16 protein-coding genes, 1 other RNA gene and 1 pseudogene are annotated in these 15,677 nt (G+C 71.2%); 11 read left to right on the top strand and 7 right to left on the bottom strand.

Annotation, left to right across the window (positions count from 1 at the left end):
- A pseudogene (locus UW392_RS19730) lies at positions 1-213 on the top strand (LPXTG cell wall anchor domain-containing protein); the annotation flags it as partial.
- A gap of 167 nt (positions 214-380) precedes the next feature.
- Here the strand turns inward: UW392_RS19730 and UW392_RS19725 are convergent.
- On the bottom strand, positions 381-575 hold the full coding sequence (locus tag UW392_RS19725; protein WP_320776351.1) for a hypothetical protein: 195 nt from the start codon (positions 573-575) through the stop codon (positions 381-383).
- Positions 576-903: 328 nt separating this feature from the next.
- Between UW392_RS19725 and ftsE the strand changes: the two genes are divergently transcribed.
- From ftsE to ssrA, 5 genes are all read left to right on the top strand, one after another.
- Positions 904-1,593, top strand: coding sequence for a cell division ATP-binding protein FtsE (ftsE, locus tag UW392_RS19720; RefSeq protein ID WP_320776350.1), 690 nt, complete (start codon positions 904-906; stop codon positions 1,591-1,593).
- Between the two features lie 34 nt (positions 1,594-1,627).
- Positions 1,628-2,545, top strand: a complete 918-nt coding sequence (gene ftsX / locus UW392_RS19715; protein ID WP_320776349.1) for a permease-like cell division protein FtsX — start codon at positions 1,628-1,630, stop codon at positions 2,543-2,545.
- A 68-nt stretch (positions 2,546-2,613) separates the two neighbouring features.
- Complete coding sequence (locus UW392_RS19710) at positions 2,614-3,795, top strand: S41 family peptidase (RefSeq protein ID WP_320776348.1); 1,182 nt, start codon at positions 2,614-2,616, stop codon at positions 3,793-3,795.
- Between the two features lie 65 nt (positions 3,796-3,860).
- Complete coding sequence (smpB, locus tag UW392_RS19705; RefSeq protein WP_320776347.1) at positions 3,861-4,340, top strand: SsrA-binding protein SmpB; 480 nt, start codon at positions 3,861-3,863, stop codon at positions 4,338-4,340.
- A gap of 129 nt (positions 4,341-4,469) precedes the next feature.
- Positions 4,470-4,870: a transfer-messenger RNA gene (gene ssrA, locus UW392_RS19700) on the top strand.
- A gap of 178 nt (positions 4,871-5,048) precedes the next feature.
- Here ssrA and UW392_RS19695 read toward each other — a convergent pair.
- Positions 5,049-6,101, bottom strand: coding sequence for a LacI family DNA-binding transcriptional regulator (locus UW392_RS19695; RefSeq protein ID WP_320776346.1), 1,053 nt, complete (start codon positions 6,099-6,101; stop codon positions 5,049-5,051).
- A 241-nt stretch (positions 6,102-6,342) separates the two neighbouring features.
- On the bottom strand, positions 6,343-7,629 hold the full coding sequence (locus tag UW392_RS19690) for an MFS transporter (RefSeq protein WP_320776345.1): 1,287 nt from the start codon (positions 7,627-7,629) through the stop codon (positions 6,343-6,345).
- 95 nt (positions 7,630-7,724) lie between these two features.
- On the opposite strand from UW392_RS19690, the gene UW392_RS19685 reads away from it, so the two are divergent.
- The 5 genes from UW392_RS19685 to UW392_RS19665 all read left to right on the top strand — a co-directional run bounded on the left by UW392_RS19685 (position 7,725) and on the right by UW392_RS19665 (position 14,356).
- Positions 7,725-8,738: a LysR family transcriptional regulator gene (locus UW392_RS19685; RefSeq protein WP_414496430.1), complete on the top strand. Its 1,014-nt coding sequence runs from the start codon at positions 7,725-7,727 to the stop codon at positions 8,736-8,738.
- A gap of 292 nt (positions 8,739-9,030) precedes the next feature.
- Positions 9,031-10,527, top strand: a complete 1,497-nt coding sequence (locus UW392_RS19680; protein ID WP_320776344.1) for a hypothetical protein — start codon at positions 9,031-9,033, stop codon at positions 10,525-10,527.
- Positions 10,527-12,722 carry a glycosyltransferase gene (locus UW392_RS19675; RefSeq protein WP_320776343.1) on the top strand — a complete coding sequence of 732 codons (2,196 nt, stop codon included), beginning with the start codon at positions 10,527-10,529 and terminating at the stop codon, positions 12,720-12,722. The genes UW392_RS19680 and UW392_RS19675 overlap by 1 nt, the downstream gene beginning before the upstream one ends.
- On the top strand, positions 12,719-14,065 hold the full coding sequence (locus tag UW392_RS19670) for an acyltransferase family protein (protein WP_320776342.1): 1,347 nt from the start codon (positions 12,719-12,721) through the stop codon (positions 14,063-14,065). The genes UW392_RS19675 and UW392_RS19670 overlap by 4 nt, the downstream gene beginning before the upstream one ends.
- 24 nt (positions 14,066-14,089) lie before the next feature.
- On the top strand, positions 14,090-14,356 hold the full coding sequence (locus UW392_RS19665) for a hypothetical protein (protein ID WP_320776341.1): 267 nt from the start codon (positions 14,090-14,092) through the stop codon (positions 14,354-14,356).
- A gap of 18 nt (positions 14,357-14,374) precedes the next feature.
- On the opposite strand, the gene UW392_RS19660 is transcribed toward UW392_RS19665, so the two are convergent.
- From UW392_RS19660 to UW392_RS19645, 4 genes are all read right to left on the bottom strand, one after another.
- Positions 14,375-14,572, bottom strand: coding sequence for a DUF397 domain-containing protein (locus tag UW392_RS19660; RefSeq protein ID WP_320776340.1), 198 nt, complete (start codon positions 14,570-14,572; stop codon positions 14,375-14,377).
- A 184-nt stretch (positions 14,573-14,756) separates the two neighbouring features.
- Positions 14,757-14,900, bottom strand: coding sequence for a DUF397 domain-containing protein (locus UW392_RS19655; RefSeq protein WP_414496434.1), 144 nt, complete (start codon positions 14,898-14,900; stop codon positions 14,757-14,759).
- 66 nt (positions 14,901-14,966) lie between these two features.
- Entirely contained in the window at positions 14,967-15,233 is a 267-nt protein-coding gene (locus UW392_RS19650) for a Scr1 family TA system antitoxin-like transcriptional regulator (RefSeq protein ID WP_320776338.1), read from the bottom strand.
- A 30-nt stretch (positions 15,234-15,263) separates the two neighbouring features.
- A complete protein-coding gene (locus UW392_RS19645) occupies positions 15,264-15,632 on the bottom strand; it encodes a VOC family protein (protein ID WP_320776337.1) in 369 nt (122 codons plus the stop codon).
- Positions 15,633-15,677: the final 45 nt, after the last annotated feature.

Here is a 15,677-nt window from a genome sequence, read left to right as displayed (position 1 = left end):
GGCAACGACCCCGTCTCCCAGAACCAGGGTTCCTCGGCCCTGACCGACACCCGCACGGGCAACACCGCCGCGCAGGGTTCCGGTGAGGAGCTCGCCGAGACGGGTGCCGCCGAGACCACGTTCCTGCTGATCGGCGCCGCCACGATGATCGCCGGCGGCATCGGCTTCCGCTTCCTGCCCCGCCTGGCGGCCGGCCGCGGCGCCGCTGCCTGAGGCTGAGCGCCTGATGTCCCGCCGCGCAGCCGGCGCGGTGGGACGGTGAACGGAACAACGACGAGAAGGGCCCGGAGCGAGCGCTCGCTCCGGGCCCTTCTCGTACGCCTGTGTCTACGGCCCGTGTCCTGGTGACTCCCGCGGGGCGGGGGGGGGCGGCTACGCCGTCATGCCGTCTGGTGGGCAGCCAGCAGCGCCACCGCCGCGATCAGCACGGCGAGCAGTGCGATCAGCGCGGTCGGGTTCAGTCCCGCGAAGGGGCCCTCCTGCTGCAGCCGCTCACGGTTCGCCCGGCAGACCGGACAGCGGCCCTCGCTCACGGGCGCCGCGCAGTTCGCGCACACCAACCGGTCGTACGTCATGCGCCCGCCCTCCTCGCAGTGGCCTCTCACTCATGCGCAACGCATCGCGCATCGCGACCGTTCCCCCCTCCACTGTGCCAGGTTCCGCGGAATTCGGCGCGGCCCCGGGGGAGGGCCGAAAGCACTCCGCGGAGGGCGCGCCGAAGGCCCCCCGGTGTCACGTGCCGACCGCCGTTGCGCACGGCATGTCCCACGCTTCCGGCCGAGTACCGTCTTCCGGCCAGCACAAAAGGCACAACCCACGCGAAGAAGCGACCGCCGCCTGCGGCCGCACTCCCGGTTCGCGTATGGTCACGCTCATCTACCCCCGGCGACCCGTGGTGCATCCGTGATCCGATTCGACAACGTGTCCAAGGTCTACCCCAAGCAGACCCACCCCGCCCTCAGGGACGTCTCCCTGGAGGTCGAGAAGGGCGAGTTCATCTTCCTCGTGGGGTCCTCGGGCTCCGGCAAGTCCACCTTCCTGCGGCTGATCCTCCGCGAGGAGCGGTGCAGCCAGGGCCAGGTGCACGTGCTGGGCAAGGACCTCGCGCGCATCTCCAACTGGAAGGTGCCGCAGATGCGCCGCCAGTTGGGGACCGTGTTCCAGGACTTCCGCCTGCTGCCGAACAAGACGGTCGGCGAGAACGTCGCCTTCGCGCAGGAGGTGATCGGCAAGACGCGTGGCGAGATCCGCAAGTCCGTGCCCCAGGTGCTCGACCTCGTCGGGCTCGGCGGCAAGGAGGACCGCAGGCCCGGTGAGCTGTCCGGCGGTGAGCAGCAGCGCGTCGCCATCGCGCGGGCCTTCGTCAACCGGCCCAAGCTGCTGATCGCCGACGAGCCGACCGGCAACCTCGACCCGCAGACCTCCGTCGGCATCATGAAGCTGCTCGACCGGATCAACCGCACCGGTACGACCGTGGTGATGGCGACCCACGACCAGAACATCGTGGACCAGATGCGCAAGCGCGTCATCGAGCTGGAGAAGGGCCGCCTCGTCCGCGACCAGGCGCGCGGCGTCTACGGCTACCAGCACTGATCCCCACGTCCACGAAAGGCCCGAAGAAGACGCCATGCGCGCGCAGTTCGTTCTCTCGGAGATTGGTGTCGGTCTCCGCCGCAACCTGACGATGACCTTCGCGGTGATCGTCTCCGTCGGCCTCTCCCTGGCCCTGTTCGGCGGCTCGCTCCTGATGAGCGACCAGGTCACCCAGATGAAGGGCTACTGGTACGACAAGGTCAACGTCTCGATCTACCTCTGCAACAAGAGCGACGCCAAGTCCGATCCCGCCTGCGCCCAGGGCGCCGTCACCACGGAGCAGAAGGAGCAGATCAAGACCGACCTGGACAAGATGTCGGTCGTCGACGAGGTGCTGTACGAGTCGCAGGACCAGGCGTACAAGCACTACAAGGAGCAGTTCGGCGACTCCCCGCTGGCCGCCTCCATCACTCCGGACCAGATGCCGGAGTCGTACCGCGTCAAGCTGAAGGACCCGGAGAAGTACCAGGTCATCACCAGCGCCTTCAACGGCCGGGCCGGTGTGCAGCAGGTGGCGGACCAGAAGGGCACCCTCGACAACCTCTTCACGCTGCTCGGATACCTGAACTGGGCGGCGCGCGGCGTGATGTTCGTCATGCTGGTCGTGGCGCTGATGCTGATCGTCAACACGGTGCGGGTCTCGGCGTTCAGCCGCCGCCGCGAGACCGGGATCATGCGGCTGGTGGGTGCCTCCGGGTTCTACATCCAGGCACCGTTCATCGCGGAGGCCGCGGTCGCCGGTCTGATCGGCGGCACCATCGCCTGCACCTCCCTGATACTGGGCCAGCAGTTCGTGATCGAGGGCGGAGTGACCCTCTCGGAGAAGCTCCCGCTGATCAACTTCGTCGGCTGGGACGCCGTGCTCACCAAGCTGCCGCTCATCCTCGCGGCGAGCCTCCTGATGCCCGCGCTGGCCGCTTTCTTCACGCTGCGCAAGTACCTGAAGGTGTGACGCACACCAAGAAGGGCCGTGCGGTCAACCAGCCGTACGGCCCTCTCCCTTGTCCTAGACTCACCGGCATGCCGGGCCGAGATAAGTTCTGTCCGCCCCGCCGCGTCCGCCGCGGAGCGGCCCTGACGATCGTCTTCGCGAGTGTCCTCGCCGCGGGGGCCGCCACCGGCTCCCTCGGGGCACCCGCGGACCCGGGCGACACCGGGGACAGGTCCGTCGCCATCGGCCGGTCCGCCCCCACCGGCCACCACGAGGACGTCGCCGAGGCCGCCGCCGAGGCCATGGCCGAGGGCAAGTCCCCCACGGAGGCCGCCGAGCGCGCCGTGAGCCGCAGCGGGGACCGCTGGGGCGCCGTGTACTCCGAGGGCGAGTACGAGGCCTTCGAGGAGGCCCTGGACGGCGAGTACACCGGGGTGGGCCTGTGGGCCCGGCGCGAGCGCGACGGCCGGATCGAGGTCAGCCGCGTACGGGAGGGCTCGCCCGCCGCCCGGGCCGGCATCCGTGAGGGCGACCGGCTGCGCGCCGTCGACGGCGCGGCCGTCGAGGGCCGGCCCGTCACCGAGGTCGTCTCCTTACTGCGCGGCGACGCCGAGGACGCGGCCGCCGGTACGACCGTCTCGGTGGGCCTGCAGCGGGGCACGCGCGTGTGGAGCGAGACGCTGCGCCGGGCCCGCCTCTCCACGGACTCCGTGACCGTCCACGAGACCGCCGGCGGGGTCACCGTCATCGCGGTCGCCGCCTTCACCAAGGGCTCCGGCGACCGCGTACGCGCCGCCGTGGACCGGGCGCCCGCGGACGCCGGACTCGTGCTGGACCTGCGCGGCAACTCCGGCGGGCTGGTCGCCGAGGCCGTCACCGCCGCCTCCGCCTTCCTCGACGGCGGGCTCGTCGCCACGTACGACGTCGACGGCGACCAGCGCGCCCTGCACGCCGAGCCCGGCGGCGACCTCACCAGACCCCTGGTCGCGCTCGTCGACGGCGGCACGATGAGCGCGGCCGAACTCCTCACCGGTGCCCTGCAGGACCGTGGCCGCGCGGTCGTGGTGGGTTCCCGCACCTTCGGCAAGGGCTCGGTGCAGATGCCGGGCCGGCTCCCCGGCGGCTCCGTCGCCGAACTGACCGTCGGGCACTACCGCACCCCGTCCGGCCGTGGCGTCGACGGCAGCGGCATCACGCCCGACCTGGAGGCCGACAAGGGCGCCCTGCAGCGGGCGGAGACGGTGCTGAGCGGGCTGGGCGCCCCCTCGTAGTCTCGTGGCCCCGCGGTAATCGACTTCCCCCGCAGCGCCTCCGTAGTGCGAAAATGGCGAGCACTATGGCTAAGGAAAAAGGGCGCAAGCTGATCGCGCAGAACAAGAAGGCGCGGCACGACTACCTCATCCTCGACACGTACGAGGCCGGCCTGGTCCTCACCGGGACCGAGGTGAAGTCACTGCGTCAGGGGCGGGCCTCGCTGGCCGACGGCTTCGTGCAGCTCGACGGGCACGAGGCCTGGCTGCACAACGTGCACGTGCCGGAGTACAGCCAGGGCACGTGGACCAACCACACCGCCCGGCGCAAGCGGAAGCTGCTGCTGCACCGCGAGGAGATCGACAAGCTGGAGCAGAAGTCGCAGGAGACGGGCCACACGATCGTGCCCCTGGCGCTGTACTTCAAGGACGGCCGGGCCAAGATCGAGATCGCGCTGGCGAAGGGCAAGAAGGAGTACGACAAGCGGCAGACGCTCCGCGAGAAGCAGGACCGGCGCGAGACGGAGCGCGCGGTCTCGGCGGTGCGGCGGCAGCAGCGGGCGTGACGCCGCGGCCTCCCGCGGGCCACCGGAGGAATACGCTGGCACGGACGTGCGTTGGTCACGTACGATGGCATCCGCACCGTGCAGGTGTGAGTCCCTCCTCGCGAGGGGCGCCGATTGAAAAATCAACATGGGGATGATCGGTTTCGACAGCGGCTGTCGAAGCAGGGGAAGCGTGTCGAGGAAGCGGCCATGATCTCGTAAACCACAGGCCGAAAAAAATAATCGCCAATACCAAGCGCGATTCCTCCCAGCAGGCCTTCGCCCTCGCTGCCTGATCTCAGGTAGCGATCGCGAGCCTCCTACTAAGGGAGTGTCAGCCCGGGGCCGTTCCCGACCCGGATCCTGGCATCGACTAGGGGACTAAACCTTGATCCCGGTCACGGGGTGAAGAGGGAAACCAAACAGTGACTGAGCCCGTCGGAGACTTGTCCGCGTGATCTCCGGGGCCGAGAAAAACGTAGCGGACTGCACACGGAGAAGCCCTGATTCTGCACCGTTGGACGCGGGTTCGATTCCCGCCATCTCCACGAAGGCGATAGGCGACGTGTGCCCACGGAGAGCGTGGGCCGCGTCGCCTTCGTCGTTCCTGCGCGGGCTTCGCCGCGCGGTGCGGGGGCTTCGCCACCCGCGCCCCCATCGCTCGGGGGTGCCCTTTGCCCGTGAGGCGCCCTCGCTCGCTCGGGGTGGGGCTCGTGGTCGCCGTGCGGCTCAAGCCGGCGTGCGGGGAGACGTGGTCGTTCGGGGGGTCAGCCGGGGTGGGAGCAGGGTCGTCTCCGGTACGGGGGTGCCGTTCAGCTTCCGTGCCAGCAGGTCCACGGCCCGGGCGCCCAGTTCGGCGGCCGGGGCGTCCACGGAGGTGACCGGCTGCCGGGCGTCCGTGGCCGGACCGGACGGGCGGAGCGCGACCACCGACACATCGGCCGGCACCCGGAGCCCCAGCGCCTCGAACGCGTCGATCAGCGGCTCCACGACGGCCTCGTTGTGCACCACGACGCCGCTCAGGGCGGGCCGCTCGCGCAGCAGCCGCTCGGCCACCGCGCGGGCCGCGGCCGCCGACGACGGACAGGGAAGCACGGCGGACGACAGCCCGTGCCGGTCGGCGGCCGCCGTGAAGCCCCGCACCACCCGCTGCGCCTCCCCGGTCCCGCGCAGATAGACCTCCGGCGACGCACCCACGAGCGCGACCACCCGGTGCCCGAGCCCCGCCAGGTGCTCCACGCACAGCTCGCCCGCCGCGCCGAAGTCGAGGTCGACACAGGTCAGCCCGGCCGGCTCGGCCGACGACCCGATCAGTACCGCCGGCCGGCCGAGACTCCGCAGCAGCAAGGGCGTCCGTGCGTCCCGCGTCCGCGCGTCCATCACGATCAGCGCGTCCGCCGCCGCGCCGTCCGCCACCCGCCGCAGCCCGTCCACGCCGTGCCCGTCCTCGCCGTGCCCGTCCTCGCCGTGCCCGCCCTCCTCGCGCAGCACCAGCAGCACGTCGTGGTCGAGCCGGCGGGCAGCGGTCGTCACGGACAGCGCGCACTCCGCCACCGCGGACGTGAGGGCACCGTCCCGCAGCGGTGCCACCAGGGCCAGTACGTTCGACCGGCGGCCGCCCGTGCCCCACGCGCCCGGGTGCGGCCGGTAGCCCAGCACACGGATGGCCTCCTCCACGCGCCGCCGGGTCGCCGCGGAGATCGGGCGCTTGCCGCTCAACGCGTACGACACGGTGCTCGGGGCGACGCCGGCGTGGCGCGCCACATCGGTGATCTTCACCATCGCGGGGGTCCCGGTGCCGCTTCCGCGGGCCCGTCCGGCACCCGTGCGTCACGCCTTCCTGCCGTCGACATCCTGTCCCTCCAGGGCGAGCCGGATGGTGTCCGAGGGTCGCTCAGCGTCCATCGCACCGGTTCGACGCCGTTCGTCGTCCGTCGTCCGTCGTACGGGACGCGGAGTACGGCACACGTCGTACGTCGAAGCGCTTCGATGACGGGGAAGGTAGAGGCGGGCCGGGGGCTCGTCAATGGGCCGCGCGGGAGGGACGTGAACCGGTGGGGACCCGGTGCCCCCGCCGGGCTCCACCGGCCCGGCGCGGGCGGGCCGTCGCCCGGGCCATGAGCAGGGCGAGGGCCGCCGCCGTCACCGGGGCGGCGTACCCGGCCGTCGCCGAGACGTGCTCGGCCAGCCACCCGCCGGCCGCCGAACCGCCGGCGATGCCGCCGAGCAGCCCGGTGACCGCGAGGGTCATGCCCTCGTTCAGCCGGCCCTTGGGGGTGCGCTGCTGCACCAGGGCCATGGTGGTGATCATCGTCGGCGCGGTGGCCATGCCGGCGACGAGGAGCGCGCCCGCCAGCACGACGAGCGAGCCGGTCAGGGTGGCCGCGAGCAGCGGCAGCACCATCAGCAGCGTCATCGCGGCGACGCACCACGGCAGCCGGCGGGCGGCCGGGCCCGCGGGCTTCCACATGCCGAACACCAGCCCCGCGGCGCACGAACCCGCTGCCTGGAGGGCGAGGACGAGCCCCGCCGCGGACTGCCGGCCCTGGGTGTCCGCGAAGGCGATCGTCACCACCTCCAGTGAACCGAACACCGCGCCCGTGGCCAGGCACACGGCCACCAGCGGGGGTATACCGCGGGTACGGAGCGGGGACCGGAACGCGGCCGTACGACCCGGGGCGGGCGGTTCCGTGGACCGCTGGGCGGTGAAGACGAGGATGCCCGTCATCAGCAGCACCAGCCCGGTCAGGGTGCCCGCCTCGGGGAAGAGGGAGGTGCACAGGAAGGCCGCGAGGACCGGGCCGAGCATGAAGCACAGCTCGTCCGCCGCCTGTTCGAAGGAGTTCGCGGTGTGCAGCGCCGCCGGGTCGTCCCGCAGCAGGTGGGCCCAGCGGGCGCGGGACATCCCGCCCGTGTTGGGGGTCGTCGCCGTGGCCGCGTACGCGAGGAACAGGGTCCAGGTCGGGGCGTCGAAGCGCATGCACAGCAGCAGGGACAGGCTGCCCAGTACGGCCAGCGCGGTGGCGGGCACGGCCACCCTGGCCTGTCCGTGCCGGTCGATCAGCCGCGCGGTCAACGGGGCGACCAGCGCCGTCGCGACCAGTCCCGTCGCGGTGACGGCACCGGCGAGGGCGTACGACCCCCGCTCACTGGCGATCATGATGACCGCGCTCACGCTGAACATGCCCATGGGGAGCCGGGCGAGCAGGTTGCCGAGCGTGAAGGCGCGGGTGCCGGGGAGGGCGAAGAGGCGGCGGTAGGGGGTGAAGGGGCCCGTCGTTGGGAGCAGTCGTGGAAGTCGTTGCGGCATGGATGCACGGTCGCCCCGGTCGTGATCGTCCGTCCAACACCTGCTCCGTGACGATTCACGCACCTGGGTTGTGGGTTCGCGTGTAGGTTCACGGGGTGCCCGCCGACGCCGTACCCACGCCGATACCGCTCGACGTACTGGACCCCCGCCTCCTGCGCGCCTTCCTCGCCGTCGCGGAGGAGCTGCACTTCACGCGGGCCGCCGCCCGGCTGTACGTCGCCCAGCAGGCGCTCAGCCGCGACGTGCGGCGGCTGGAGCGGGAGTTGGGCGCCGCACTCTTCGCCCGGACGACCCGGCAGGTGACCCTGACCGCCGACGGGACGCGGCTGCTGCCGTACGCGCGCCGGGTGCTGCGGGCGCAGGAGGAACTGCTCGCGGCGTTCGGCCGGGGCGCGGCCGGCCGGGCCGCGCCCCGGCCGCTGCTCGTCGACGTGAACAGTCCGGGGCTCATCGGTGAACGGATCCTCGCCCGCGCCCGCGAACTGGCCCCCGAGGACGAGCTGATGACCCGTTTCGAGAGCGGTCTCACCGGTGCCGCCGCGGAGATCCTCGCGGGCCGGCTCGATGTGTCGCTCGGCCGGTACGCGGGGCTGGACCCGGCGGTGCGCGCCCGTCTGGAGCAGCAGCCGGTGCGGTACGAGCCGATGGCGGTGATCCTGCCCGCGGACCACCGGCTGGCCGCCCGCGAGGAGGTCCCGCTGGCCGCGCTGGCCGGCGAGACCGTGTACGCGGGCGCCGGGAACCCCCGGACGCCGGAGTGGACGGAGCTGGCCCGGCTGCTGTTCGAGGGGCGCGGCATCGCCCTCGCGCCGCCCGCTCCGCTCGCCGTCGGGGTCGACGAGTTCCAGCGGATCATGGCCAAGTCGAGGATGCCCGTACTGGCCGTCATGGACTTCCCGGCCATGCCGGGGGCGGTGATCCGGCCACTCGTCGATCCCGTGCCGCTGTCGCCCGTATCGCTGGTGTGGCGAAGGGGGTTGGCGCATCCGGCACTCGCGGCACTCACCCGTGCGGCCGCCGCACTCGCGGCCGAGGAGGGGTGGCTGCGGCGGCCCGCCGAGGGGTGGATTCCAGCCACGGATGCCCTCATCATGATGAGTGGCACCTGAGACACCGCACGCACACTTCTCTCACGTGCGCTACATTCGGGGGCCGGGCGCGTGGGATGTAGGGGGCGCCTGGATCGGGTGGGGGGCTCGATCCGGACAGCAAAGTGCGAAGTGCCCGGAATCGTACGCGCGCCCGACAGTGTCCCTTGGGGGGATGTGCGTGCGTGTGGAGAACTGGCGAAAAGACGCCCAACCGGAGCGACCGGACAGTGGTTGGCCGACTCATGGGCGCAGTGACGATTCATCGAGATCTGGTGTCTCATCAAGTCCTGGCGTGTCATCGAGTCCTGGCGTGAGCGAGTCCGGCGACCGACGGGTCGCCCGGCGTGACGTGAGCGAGCGCTCGGGCGGCTGGCCCGACGTCCCGCGAGCCCGCGTACCCCGTCAGCCCTCGGCGTCCGATCCGGCCGCCGGCCGCGACGCCGCGGCCGAAACCCGGCTGATACCCGAACAGCGGCCGGAGACGCGGCCGTTCGACGCGTTCGGTAGCGGCAGCGGTAGCGGCAGCAAGGGGTGGGTGGGCGAGCCGTTGTCCGACCCGGCGGCCGAAACCCGGCTGATACCCGAACAGCGGCCGGAGACGCGGCCGTTCGACGCGTTCGGCAGCGGCAGCGGTAGCGGCAGCAAGGGGTGGGTGGGCGAGCCGTTGTCCCACTCCGCGGCCGAGACCCGGCTGATACCCGAGCAGCCGGAGACACGGTCGTTTCTGGAGGTCCCGGAAGTCACGGAGGCCACGGGAGTCCCGGCCGCCCTGACCGACCCGGCTGCCGGAACGCAGTCCCTCCGGTCCTCCGGCAACGGCAAGCAGCGGGCCGACAAGCCGGCCCCGGCACCGAGCGGTTGGCCGGAAATACGCCGCGGCAAGGCGCCCGGCACGGGTCCGGGCCCGAGGTCGGACACACGAGCGAGCGTCAGGCCGGACACCCGGACCTTCGTGGACCCGGACACCCGGCAACTGGGGCGGCTTTCGGTCCCCCCGGCCGTCCCGACCGCCCCGGCCACTCCGCACGGCTCCTCGGCGCCGGCCGAGGACACCGGCCACACCCACGACCCCCACGAGGTCACCGTCCAGATGGACGTGGTGGGCCCCCAGATGCAGGACTGGCTCGTCCAGCAGGCCAAGGGCGCGCCGGGCGGCAACGACTCGGAGGCCGCCCCGGTCTTCGTCGACGAGTCCGGCCGCCGCGCGGGCTGGCTGCGCCGTCTAGGCATCCTCGTCGGCGTGGCCTGCGCGGTCTACGCCGTCGTCATCGTCGCCACGCTCCTGTCGGGCAACTCCGACGCGCCCTGGGTGCCGGTGGAGAGCCAGGAGGGCGACAAGCCGGCCGGCCAGGTCGACAGCTCCCCGCAGCCCGACGTGTCGGCCGACCCGTCCGAGACGGCCGACGTGCCGCCGCAGGCGGACCCGACCTCGACCGTCGACATCGTCCCGGCCCCCGGGACCGGTACCGTCGTGGACCCGTCGGACGAACTCCCGGCGCCGGAGGCTTCCCCCGACCCCGAGCTGCCGGCCGGTGGGGAAGCCGACACGGCGCCCTCCGGCGGCGACCAGGACGTCGAGTCGCCCGTCGCCCCGACGATCACGGCGCCGTCCGGCTCCGTCGACTCGCCCGACGCCTCACCCGAGGTCACGGACAGTCCGTCCGCCGAGGAGGCCCCGCTCGACGGCCTCGCCGCGGGTGACCGTTCCGGCACCGCCGCCGGCGGCTCCGCCTCCCGCAAGCCCGCGCTCGCCGCGGCGGGCACGTCCGACTCCCCCGACTCATCGCCCCCGGAGAACATCGTCTGATGGCCCGCTCCCCCCGCCACGGCTCGGCCTCGCGAGCCCGGCGCCGTCGGCTCCCCCTGCGTTACCTGCTGCCCGTCCTCGTCCTCACCGCGCTGATGGCGATGCTGATGCTGCGCGGGTACGTGCACAGCGAGATCCTCGCCGACCACCGCGTCCGCCCCCCGGCCGCCACCGACCAGGTGCCGAAGGAGATCCTCGAGGGCGACCCGGTCATCGACACCCGCGACGGCACCCCCAGCACCCTGAGCGTGCCCGACCGCCGGCTCGTCCTCACCTTCGACGACGGCCCGGACCCCGAGTGGACGCCCAAGGTCCTCGAGGTACTGAAGAAGCACGACGCGCACGCCGTCTTCTTCATCACCGGCACCATGGCCTCGCGCTACCCCGACCTCGTCCAGCGCATGGTCGACGAGGGCCACGAGATCGGCCTGCACACCTTCAACCACCCCGACCTGTCGTACCAGTCGCAGGCGCGCATCGACTGGGAGCTGTCGCAGAACCAGCTGGCGCTCGCGGGCGCCGCCGGCATCCGCACCTCGATCTTCCGGCCGCCGTACTCGTCGTTCTCCGCCGCCATGGACAACAAGTCCTGGCCGGTCACCGACTACATCGGCAGCCGCGGCTACCTCACCGTCCTCAACGACGCCGACACCGAGGACTGGAAGCGGCCGGGCGTCGACGCGATCGTCCGCGCGGCCACGCCGAAGGGCGGCGAGGGCGCCATCGTCCTGATGCACGACTCCGGCGGTGACCGCAGCCAGACCGTCGCGGCCCTCGACCGGTTCCTGCCGGACCTCGCCGCCCAGGGGTACGAGTTCGACAACCTGACCGAGGCCCTCGGCGCGCCCAGCGCGCACACGGAGGTGGCGGGGCTCGAGGCGGTCAAGGGCAAGGCGTGGATCGTCCTGGTCCAGGCCTCGGAGCACATCACCGCCGTCCTGACGGTCGGGCTCGCCGTGATCGGCGTCCTCGTCTTCTCCCGCTTCGGCCTGATGCTCCTGCTGTCCGGCATCCACGCGCGCCGGGTACGGAAGAAGAACTTCCGTTGGGGGCCGAGGGGCCCGGTCACCGAACCGGTGTCGGTGCTGGTGCCCGCGTACAACGAGGCCAAGTGCATCGAGAACACGGTGCGCTCGCTGATGGCTAGCGACCACCCCGTCGAGGTCATCGTCATCGACGACGGCTCGAGCGACGGCACGGCCCGGATCGTGGAGAACCTGCGCCTGCCCAACGTCCGCGTCGTCCGCCAGCTCAACGCGGGTAAGCCCGCCGCGCTCAACCGGGGCGTCGCCAACGCCCGCTACGACCTGATCGTGATGATGGACGGCGACACGGTGTTCGAGCCGTCCACCGTCCGCGAGCTGGTGCAGCCCTTCGCCGACCCGAGCGTCGGCGCGGTCGCGGGCAACGCCAAGGTGGGCAACAAGGACTCCCTGATCGGTGCCTGGCAGCACATCGAGTACGTGATGGGCTTCAACCTCGACCGCCGCATGTACGACGTCCTGCGCTGCATGCCGACGATCCCCGGTGCGGTCGGCGCGTTCCGGCGCACGGCCCTGGAGCGCGTCGGCGGCATGAGCGACGACACGCTCGCCGAGGACACCGACATCACCATGGCGATGCACCGCGACGGCTGGCGCGTCGTCTACGCGGAGAACGCCCGCGCCTGGACCGAGGCCCCCGAGTCCGTCCAGCAGCTGTGGTCGCAGCGCTACCGCTGGTCGTACGGCACGATGCAGGCGATCTGGAAGCACCGCAAGGCGCTCGTCGAGAAGGGCCCGTCGGGCCGCTTCGGCCGGGTCGGCCTGCCGTTCGTGTCGTTGTTCATGGTGGTGGCGCCGCTGCTGGCCCCCCTGATCGACGTCTTTCTCCTCTACGGCCTCATCTTCGGCCCGACCGGCAAGACGATCGGCGCCTGGCTGGGCGTCCTCGCCATCCAGGCGGTCTGCGCGGCCTACGCGTTCCGCCTCGACAAGGAGCGCATGACCCACCTCATCTCGCTCCCGCTCCAGCAGATCCTCTACCGCCAGCTCATGTACGTCGTCCTGCTCCAGTCCTGGATCACCGCCCTCACCGGCGGCCGCCTGCGCTGGCAGAAACTGCGCCGCACGGGCGTGGTGGGGGCGCCCCCGCCGGAGGCGTCGATGCCGGGCCAGCGGACGTACGGCGCTGACGAGCGGAGGCCGGTGGGATGACTCAGCAGCATCAGGGTGCGCAGGGTCACCAGGGGTCCACCGGTACGGAGGACCTGTACCTGCAGCCGTACGGCGGAGTCCCGTACGACCTCCCGCAGCAGCGGGGGGAGCAGCCGCCGCTGCCCGGGGGCGCGGAGGGTGCCGGAACGCGAACGGGGACCGAGCCCGCCGAGCCGGCCGGGTCGACCGAGCCCTCCGCGCCACCGAGGCCCGCGAAGCCCGGCCGCGACCGCTACCTCGACCTGCTGCGCACCATCGCGCTGGTCCGTGTCGTGGTCTACCACGTCTTTGGCTGGGCGTGGCTGTCGATCCTGTTCCCCTCGATGGGCGTGATGTTCGCGCTGGCGGGCTCGCTGATGGCGCGTTCGCTGAGCCGCCCGGCACTCGGAGTGATCCGGGGCAGGGTGCGCCGGCTGCTGCCCCCGCTGTGGGTGTTCGGCGCGGTGGTGGTGACGCTGCTCCTCCTGGGCGGCTGGAACCCCGCCGACGGGGGCACCTGGAGCCTGGCGAGTGCGCTGAACTACGTGTTCCCGCTCGGCGCTCCCCCCTACCCGGAGGAGATCGGCTTCCCGGGCGGGCTGCTGGACGCGAGCTGGGCGGCGCAGGCGGCGGAGGTGCTGTGGTACCTGCGCACCTACCTTTGGTTCGTGCTCGCGTCCCCGCTGCTGCTGTGGGCGTTCCGCCGGGCGCCGTGGGTGACGCTCGCCGCGCCGATGGCGCTGACGGCGGTCGTGGGCACCGGACTGGTGCCCATCCCCGGCGAGACCGGCAACGCCGTCACCGACTTCGCCGTCTACGGCAGCTGCTGGGTCCTGGGCTTCGCCCACCAGGAGGGCCTGCTGGCGAGGGTGCCCCGCTACCTCGCCGTCTCGGTCTCCGCCCTGATCATGGCCTTCGGCCTGTGGTGGGCGTCCGGTCACCTCACCGAGGACGGCTGGGACCTGAACAGCATCCCGCTCGCCCAGGCGACCTGGTCCTTCGGCTTCGTGGTCATCCTGCTCTCGTACTCGCCGTCCTGGCAGGAGCTGCCCGGCCGCCTCGCCAAGTGGGACTGGCTCGTGACGCTCTTCAACAACCGGGCCGTCACGATCTACCTCTGGCACAACCTGCTGATCGCGGTCACGTCCCCGATCATCGACCAGTTCTACAGCCTGCCGTTCATGGACGAACGGATGATGGACGCGCTGACGACGACGTACTCGATGTGGATGTTCGTCCTGGTCTGGCCGCTGATCGGACTGTCGATCGTGGCGGTGGGCTGGATCGAGGACATCGCGGCGAAGCGGAGCCCGAGGCTGTGGCCGATCGGGGTGGAGCGGGGGCAGGGTCGGCGCAAGGGCTGAGCGATCGGCCCAGGCAAGACAGTGATGCACCCCTTTGCGCTGGCAGCGCGAACTGCTCACACGCCGGTGGTCGGTGAAATCGCCCTCGGCATCGTCTTGATGTGCTTGGGAGGATTCGCGGCGTCCAACTTCCGGGGATGGTCGGAGAGCACATCCGACTACATCGGAAGTCGCTACGTCTCGGCGCTCTACGGCAACGGAAGCCTGTTGAGGATCGTCGCCGGGTTCTTCTGTGTCATCGGCATCGTGCTGATCGTCATGAACGCCAGGCTGCACTTCATGGATTTCTGACGGCGCTGTCACCTCGGTTCAGTGCAGCGTGCGTCGTGGTGCGCTCTCTGCGACGTACGCGAGGAACGAAGTCCACGCGGTGGGGGACAAGGAGACCCGCCGGGCTTCGGGTGTGGTGGAGTCGCGTAGGTGAATGGCGGTGGGGTGAGTGGCTACTTCCAGGCAATTAGCGGCTTCGGCGCTGTAAGTCGATCTCCGCCAGGCGAGTTCGGGCATCGGGGTCCTCACAGGTCTTGGAAGATGCGTTGGATGAGGGCTCGGGGCCGGCCATCGGACGCTGAGGCACTCATCGTGCGGAGCGCGGACCGGCAGCGTCAGGGTCGAGCGACGCAGCCAGTCTGAGTACGCGTACGCAGGGACAGCCGTCTCCGAGTGTGCCAGGCGGTGAGCCTTGCCTTGCTCAACGCGACGTAAACCGTGGTGCGTTCCCTGCGACGTACGCGAGAAACAAATTCCACGCGGTGGAAGACAGGGAGACCTGCCGAGTCTCGGGTGTCTTTGAGTCGCGTATGAGGATGGTGGTGGGCGTAACGGCGACCTCCACGCAGTTGGAGCCGTCGCCGCTGTAAGTCGACTTACGCCAGTGGGTGGTCTGCACGGTCGGTCTCCTTTAGATGTCCTGGAAACGGCGCTGGATGAAGTCGCGTGATGCTGCGCTGCTCAAGGCGCACGAGTTCATGGCGTCCAGTACCGCGCGGTACGTGCACAACTGAGTGTCCGCGTCGAGAAAGTCACAGCCTCCATGCTGAGAGTCCAGTTGCACCGTGTCGAGCTGCGCGACCGGTCCCTCGGCGTAGTCGAACGACTGCCCCGTGGTCGGGAAGCGGATCGCTCCGAACGGGATGACGCGGATGAGGGCGGCAGCCGCCGTACCCATGGCACACGGCCGCTGCCGCTGCCGGTCCCGTCAGTCGACAGGTGCCACCCGGATCAGGTTCCCGTCCGGGTCCGCGACGACGAAGGTGCGGCCGAAGACGTCGTCGTGGGGCTCGCTGACCGCTCGGGCCCCCTTCGCCACCCACTGCTCGAAGAGGCGGTCGACGACGTCGGGGCCGTCGCCCAGGGTGAGGCAGATTTCGCTGGTGCGCGGGGTCGCCGGGGTCACGGTGTCGGTCTGTCCGCTCCAGAGGGCGAGTTCGGCGCCGTCGCCGAGGTTGAAGGCGATGTAACGGGGGGTCTCGAAGGTCGGCTCGATGTCCAGGAGGTCCGCGTAGAAAAGGGCAGCCGCGGGGGCGTCGTTGACGTAGACGATGAACGCGATCGACTTCTTCGGCATCGCTCACTCCATGAGTCGGTGGGTCGGTGGGTCTGTTGCGACGGA

The organism is Streptomyces sp. CRN 30, from assembly GCF_034105845.1.
The sequence above is the reverse complement of the archived record's forward strand: the minus strand, read 5'-3'. Positions and strand labels throughout refer to the sequence as shown.

What these genes read in the sequence shown, in the direction of transcription:
- UW392_RS19725 (WP_320776351.1), bottom strand. Translation starts at nt 575, where the DNA reads ATGACGTACGACCGGTTGGTGTGCGCGAACTGCGCGGCGCCCGTGAGC.
- UW392_RS19650 (WP_320776338.1), bottom strand. Translation starts at nt 15,233, where the DNA reads ATGGGTACGGCGGCTGCCGCCCTCATCCGCGTCATCCCGTTCGGAGCG.
- UW392_RS19645 (WP_320776337.1), bottom strand. Translation starts at nt 15,632, where the DNA reads ATGCCGAAGAAGTCGATCGCGTTCATCGTCTACGTCAACGACGCCCCC.
- UW392_RS19670 (WP_320776342.1), top strand. Translation starts at nt 12,719, where the DNA reads ATGACTCAGCAGCATCAGGGTGCGCAGGGTCACCAGGGGTCCACCGGT.
- UW392_RS19675 (WP_320776343.1), top strand. Translation starts at nt 10,527, where the DNA reads ATGGCCCGCTCCCCCCGCCACGGCTCGGCCTCGCGAGCCCGGCGCCGT.
- UW392_RS19710 (WP_320776348.1), top strand. Translation starts at nt 2,614, where the DNA reads ATGCCGGGCCGAGATAAGTTCTGTCCGCCCCGCCGCGTCCGCCGCGGA.
- ftsX (WP_320776349.1), top strand. Translation starts at nt 1,628, where the DNA reads ATGCGCGCGCAGTTCGTTCTCTCGGAGATTGGTGTCGGTCTCCGCCGC.
- UW392_RS19660 (WP_320776340.1), bottom strand. Translation starts at nt 14,572, where the DNA reads ATGCCCGAACTCGCCTGGCGGAGATCGACTTACAGCGCCGAAGCCGCT.
- smpB (WP_320776347.1), top strand. Translation starts at nt 3,861, where the DNA reads ATGGCTAAGGAAAAAGGGCGCAAGCTGATCGCGCAGAACAAGAAGGCG.
- UW392_RS19695 (WP_320776346.1), bottom strand. Translation starts at nt 6,101, where the DNA reads ATGGTGAAGATCACCGATGTGGCGCGCCACGCCGGCGTCGCCCCGAGC.
- UW392_RS19665 (WP_320776341.1), top strand. Translation starts at nt 14,090, where the DNA reads ATGCACCCCTTTGCGCTGGCAGCGCGAACTGCTCACACGCCGGTGGTC.
- UW392_RS19690 (WP_320776345.1), bottom strand. Translation starts at nt 7,629, where the DNA reads ATGCCGCAACGACTTCCACGACTGCTCCCAACGACGGGCCCCTTCACC.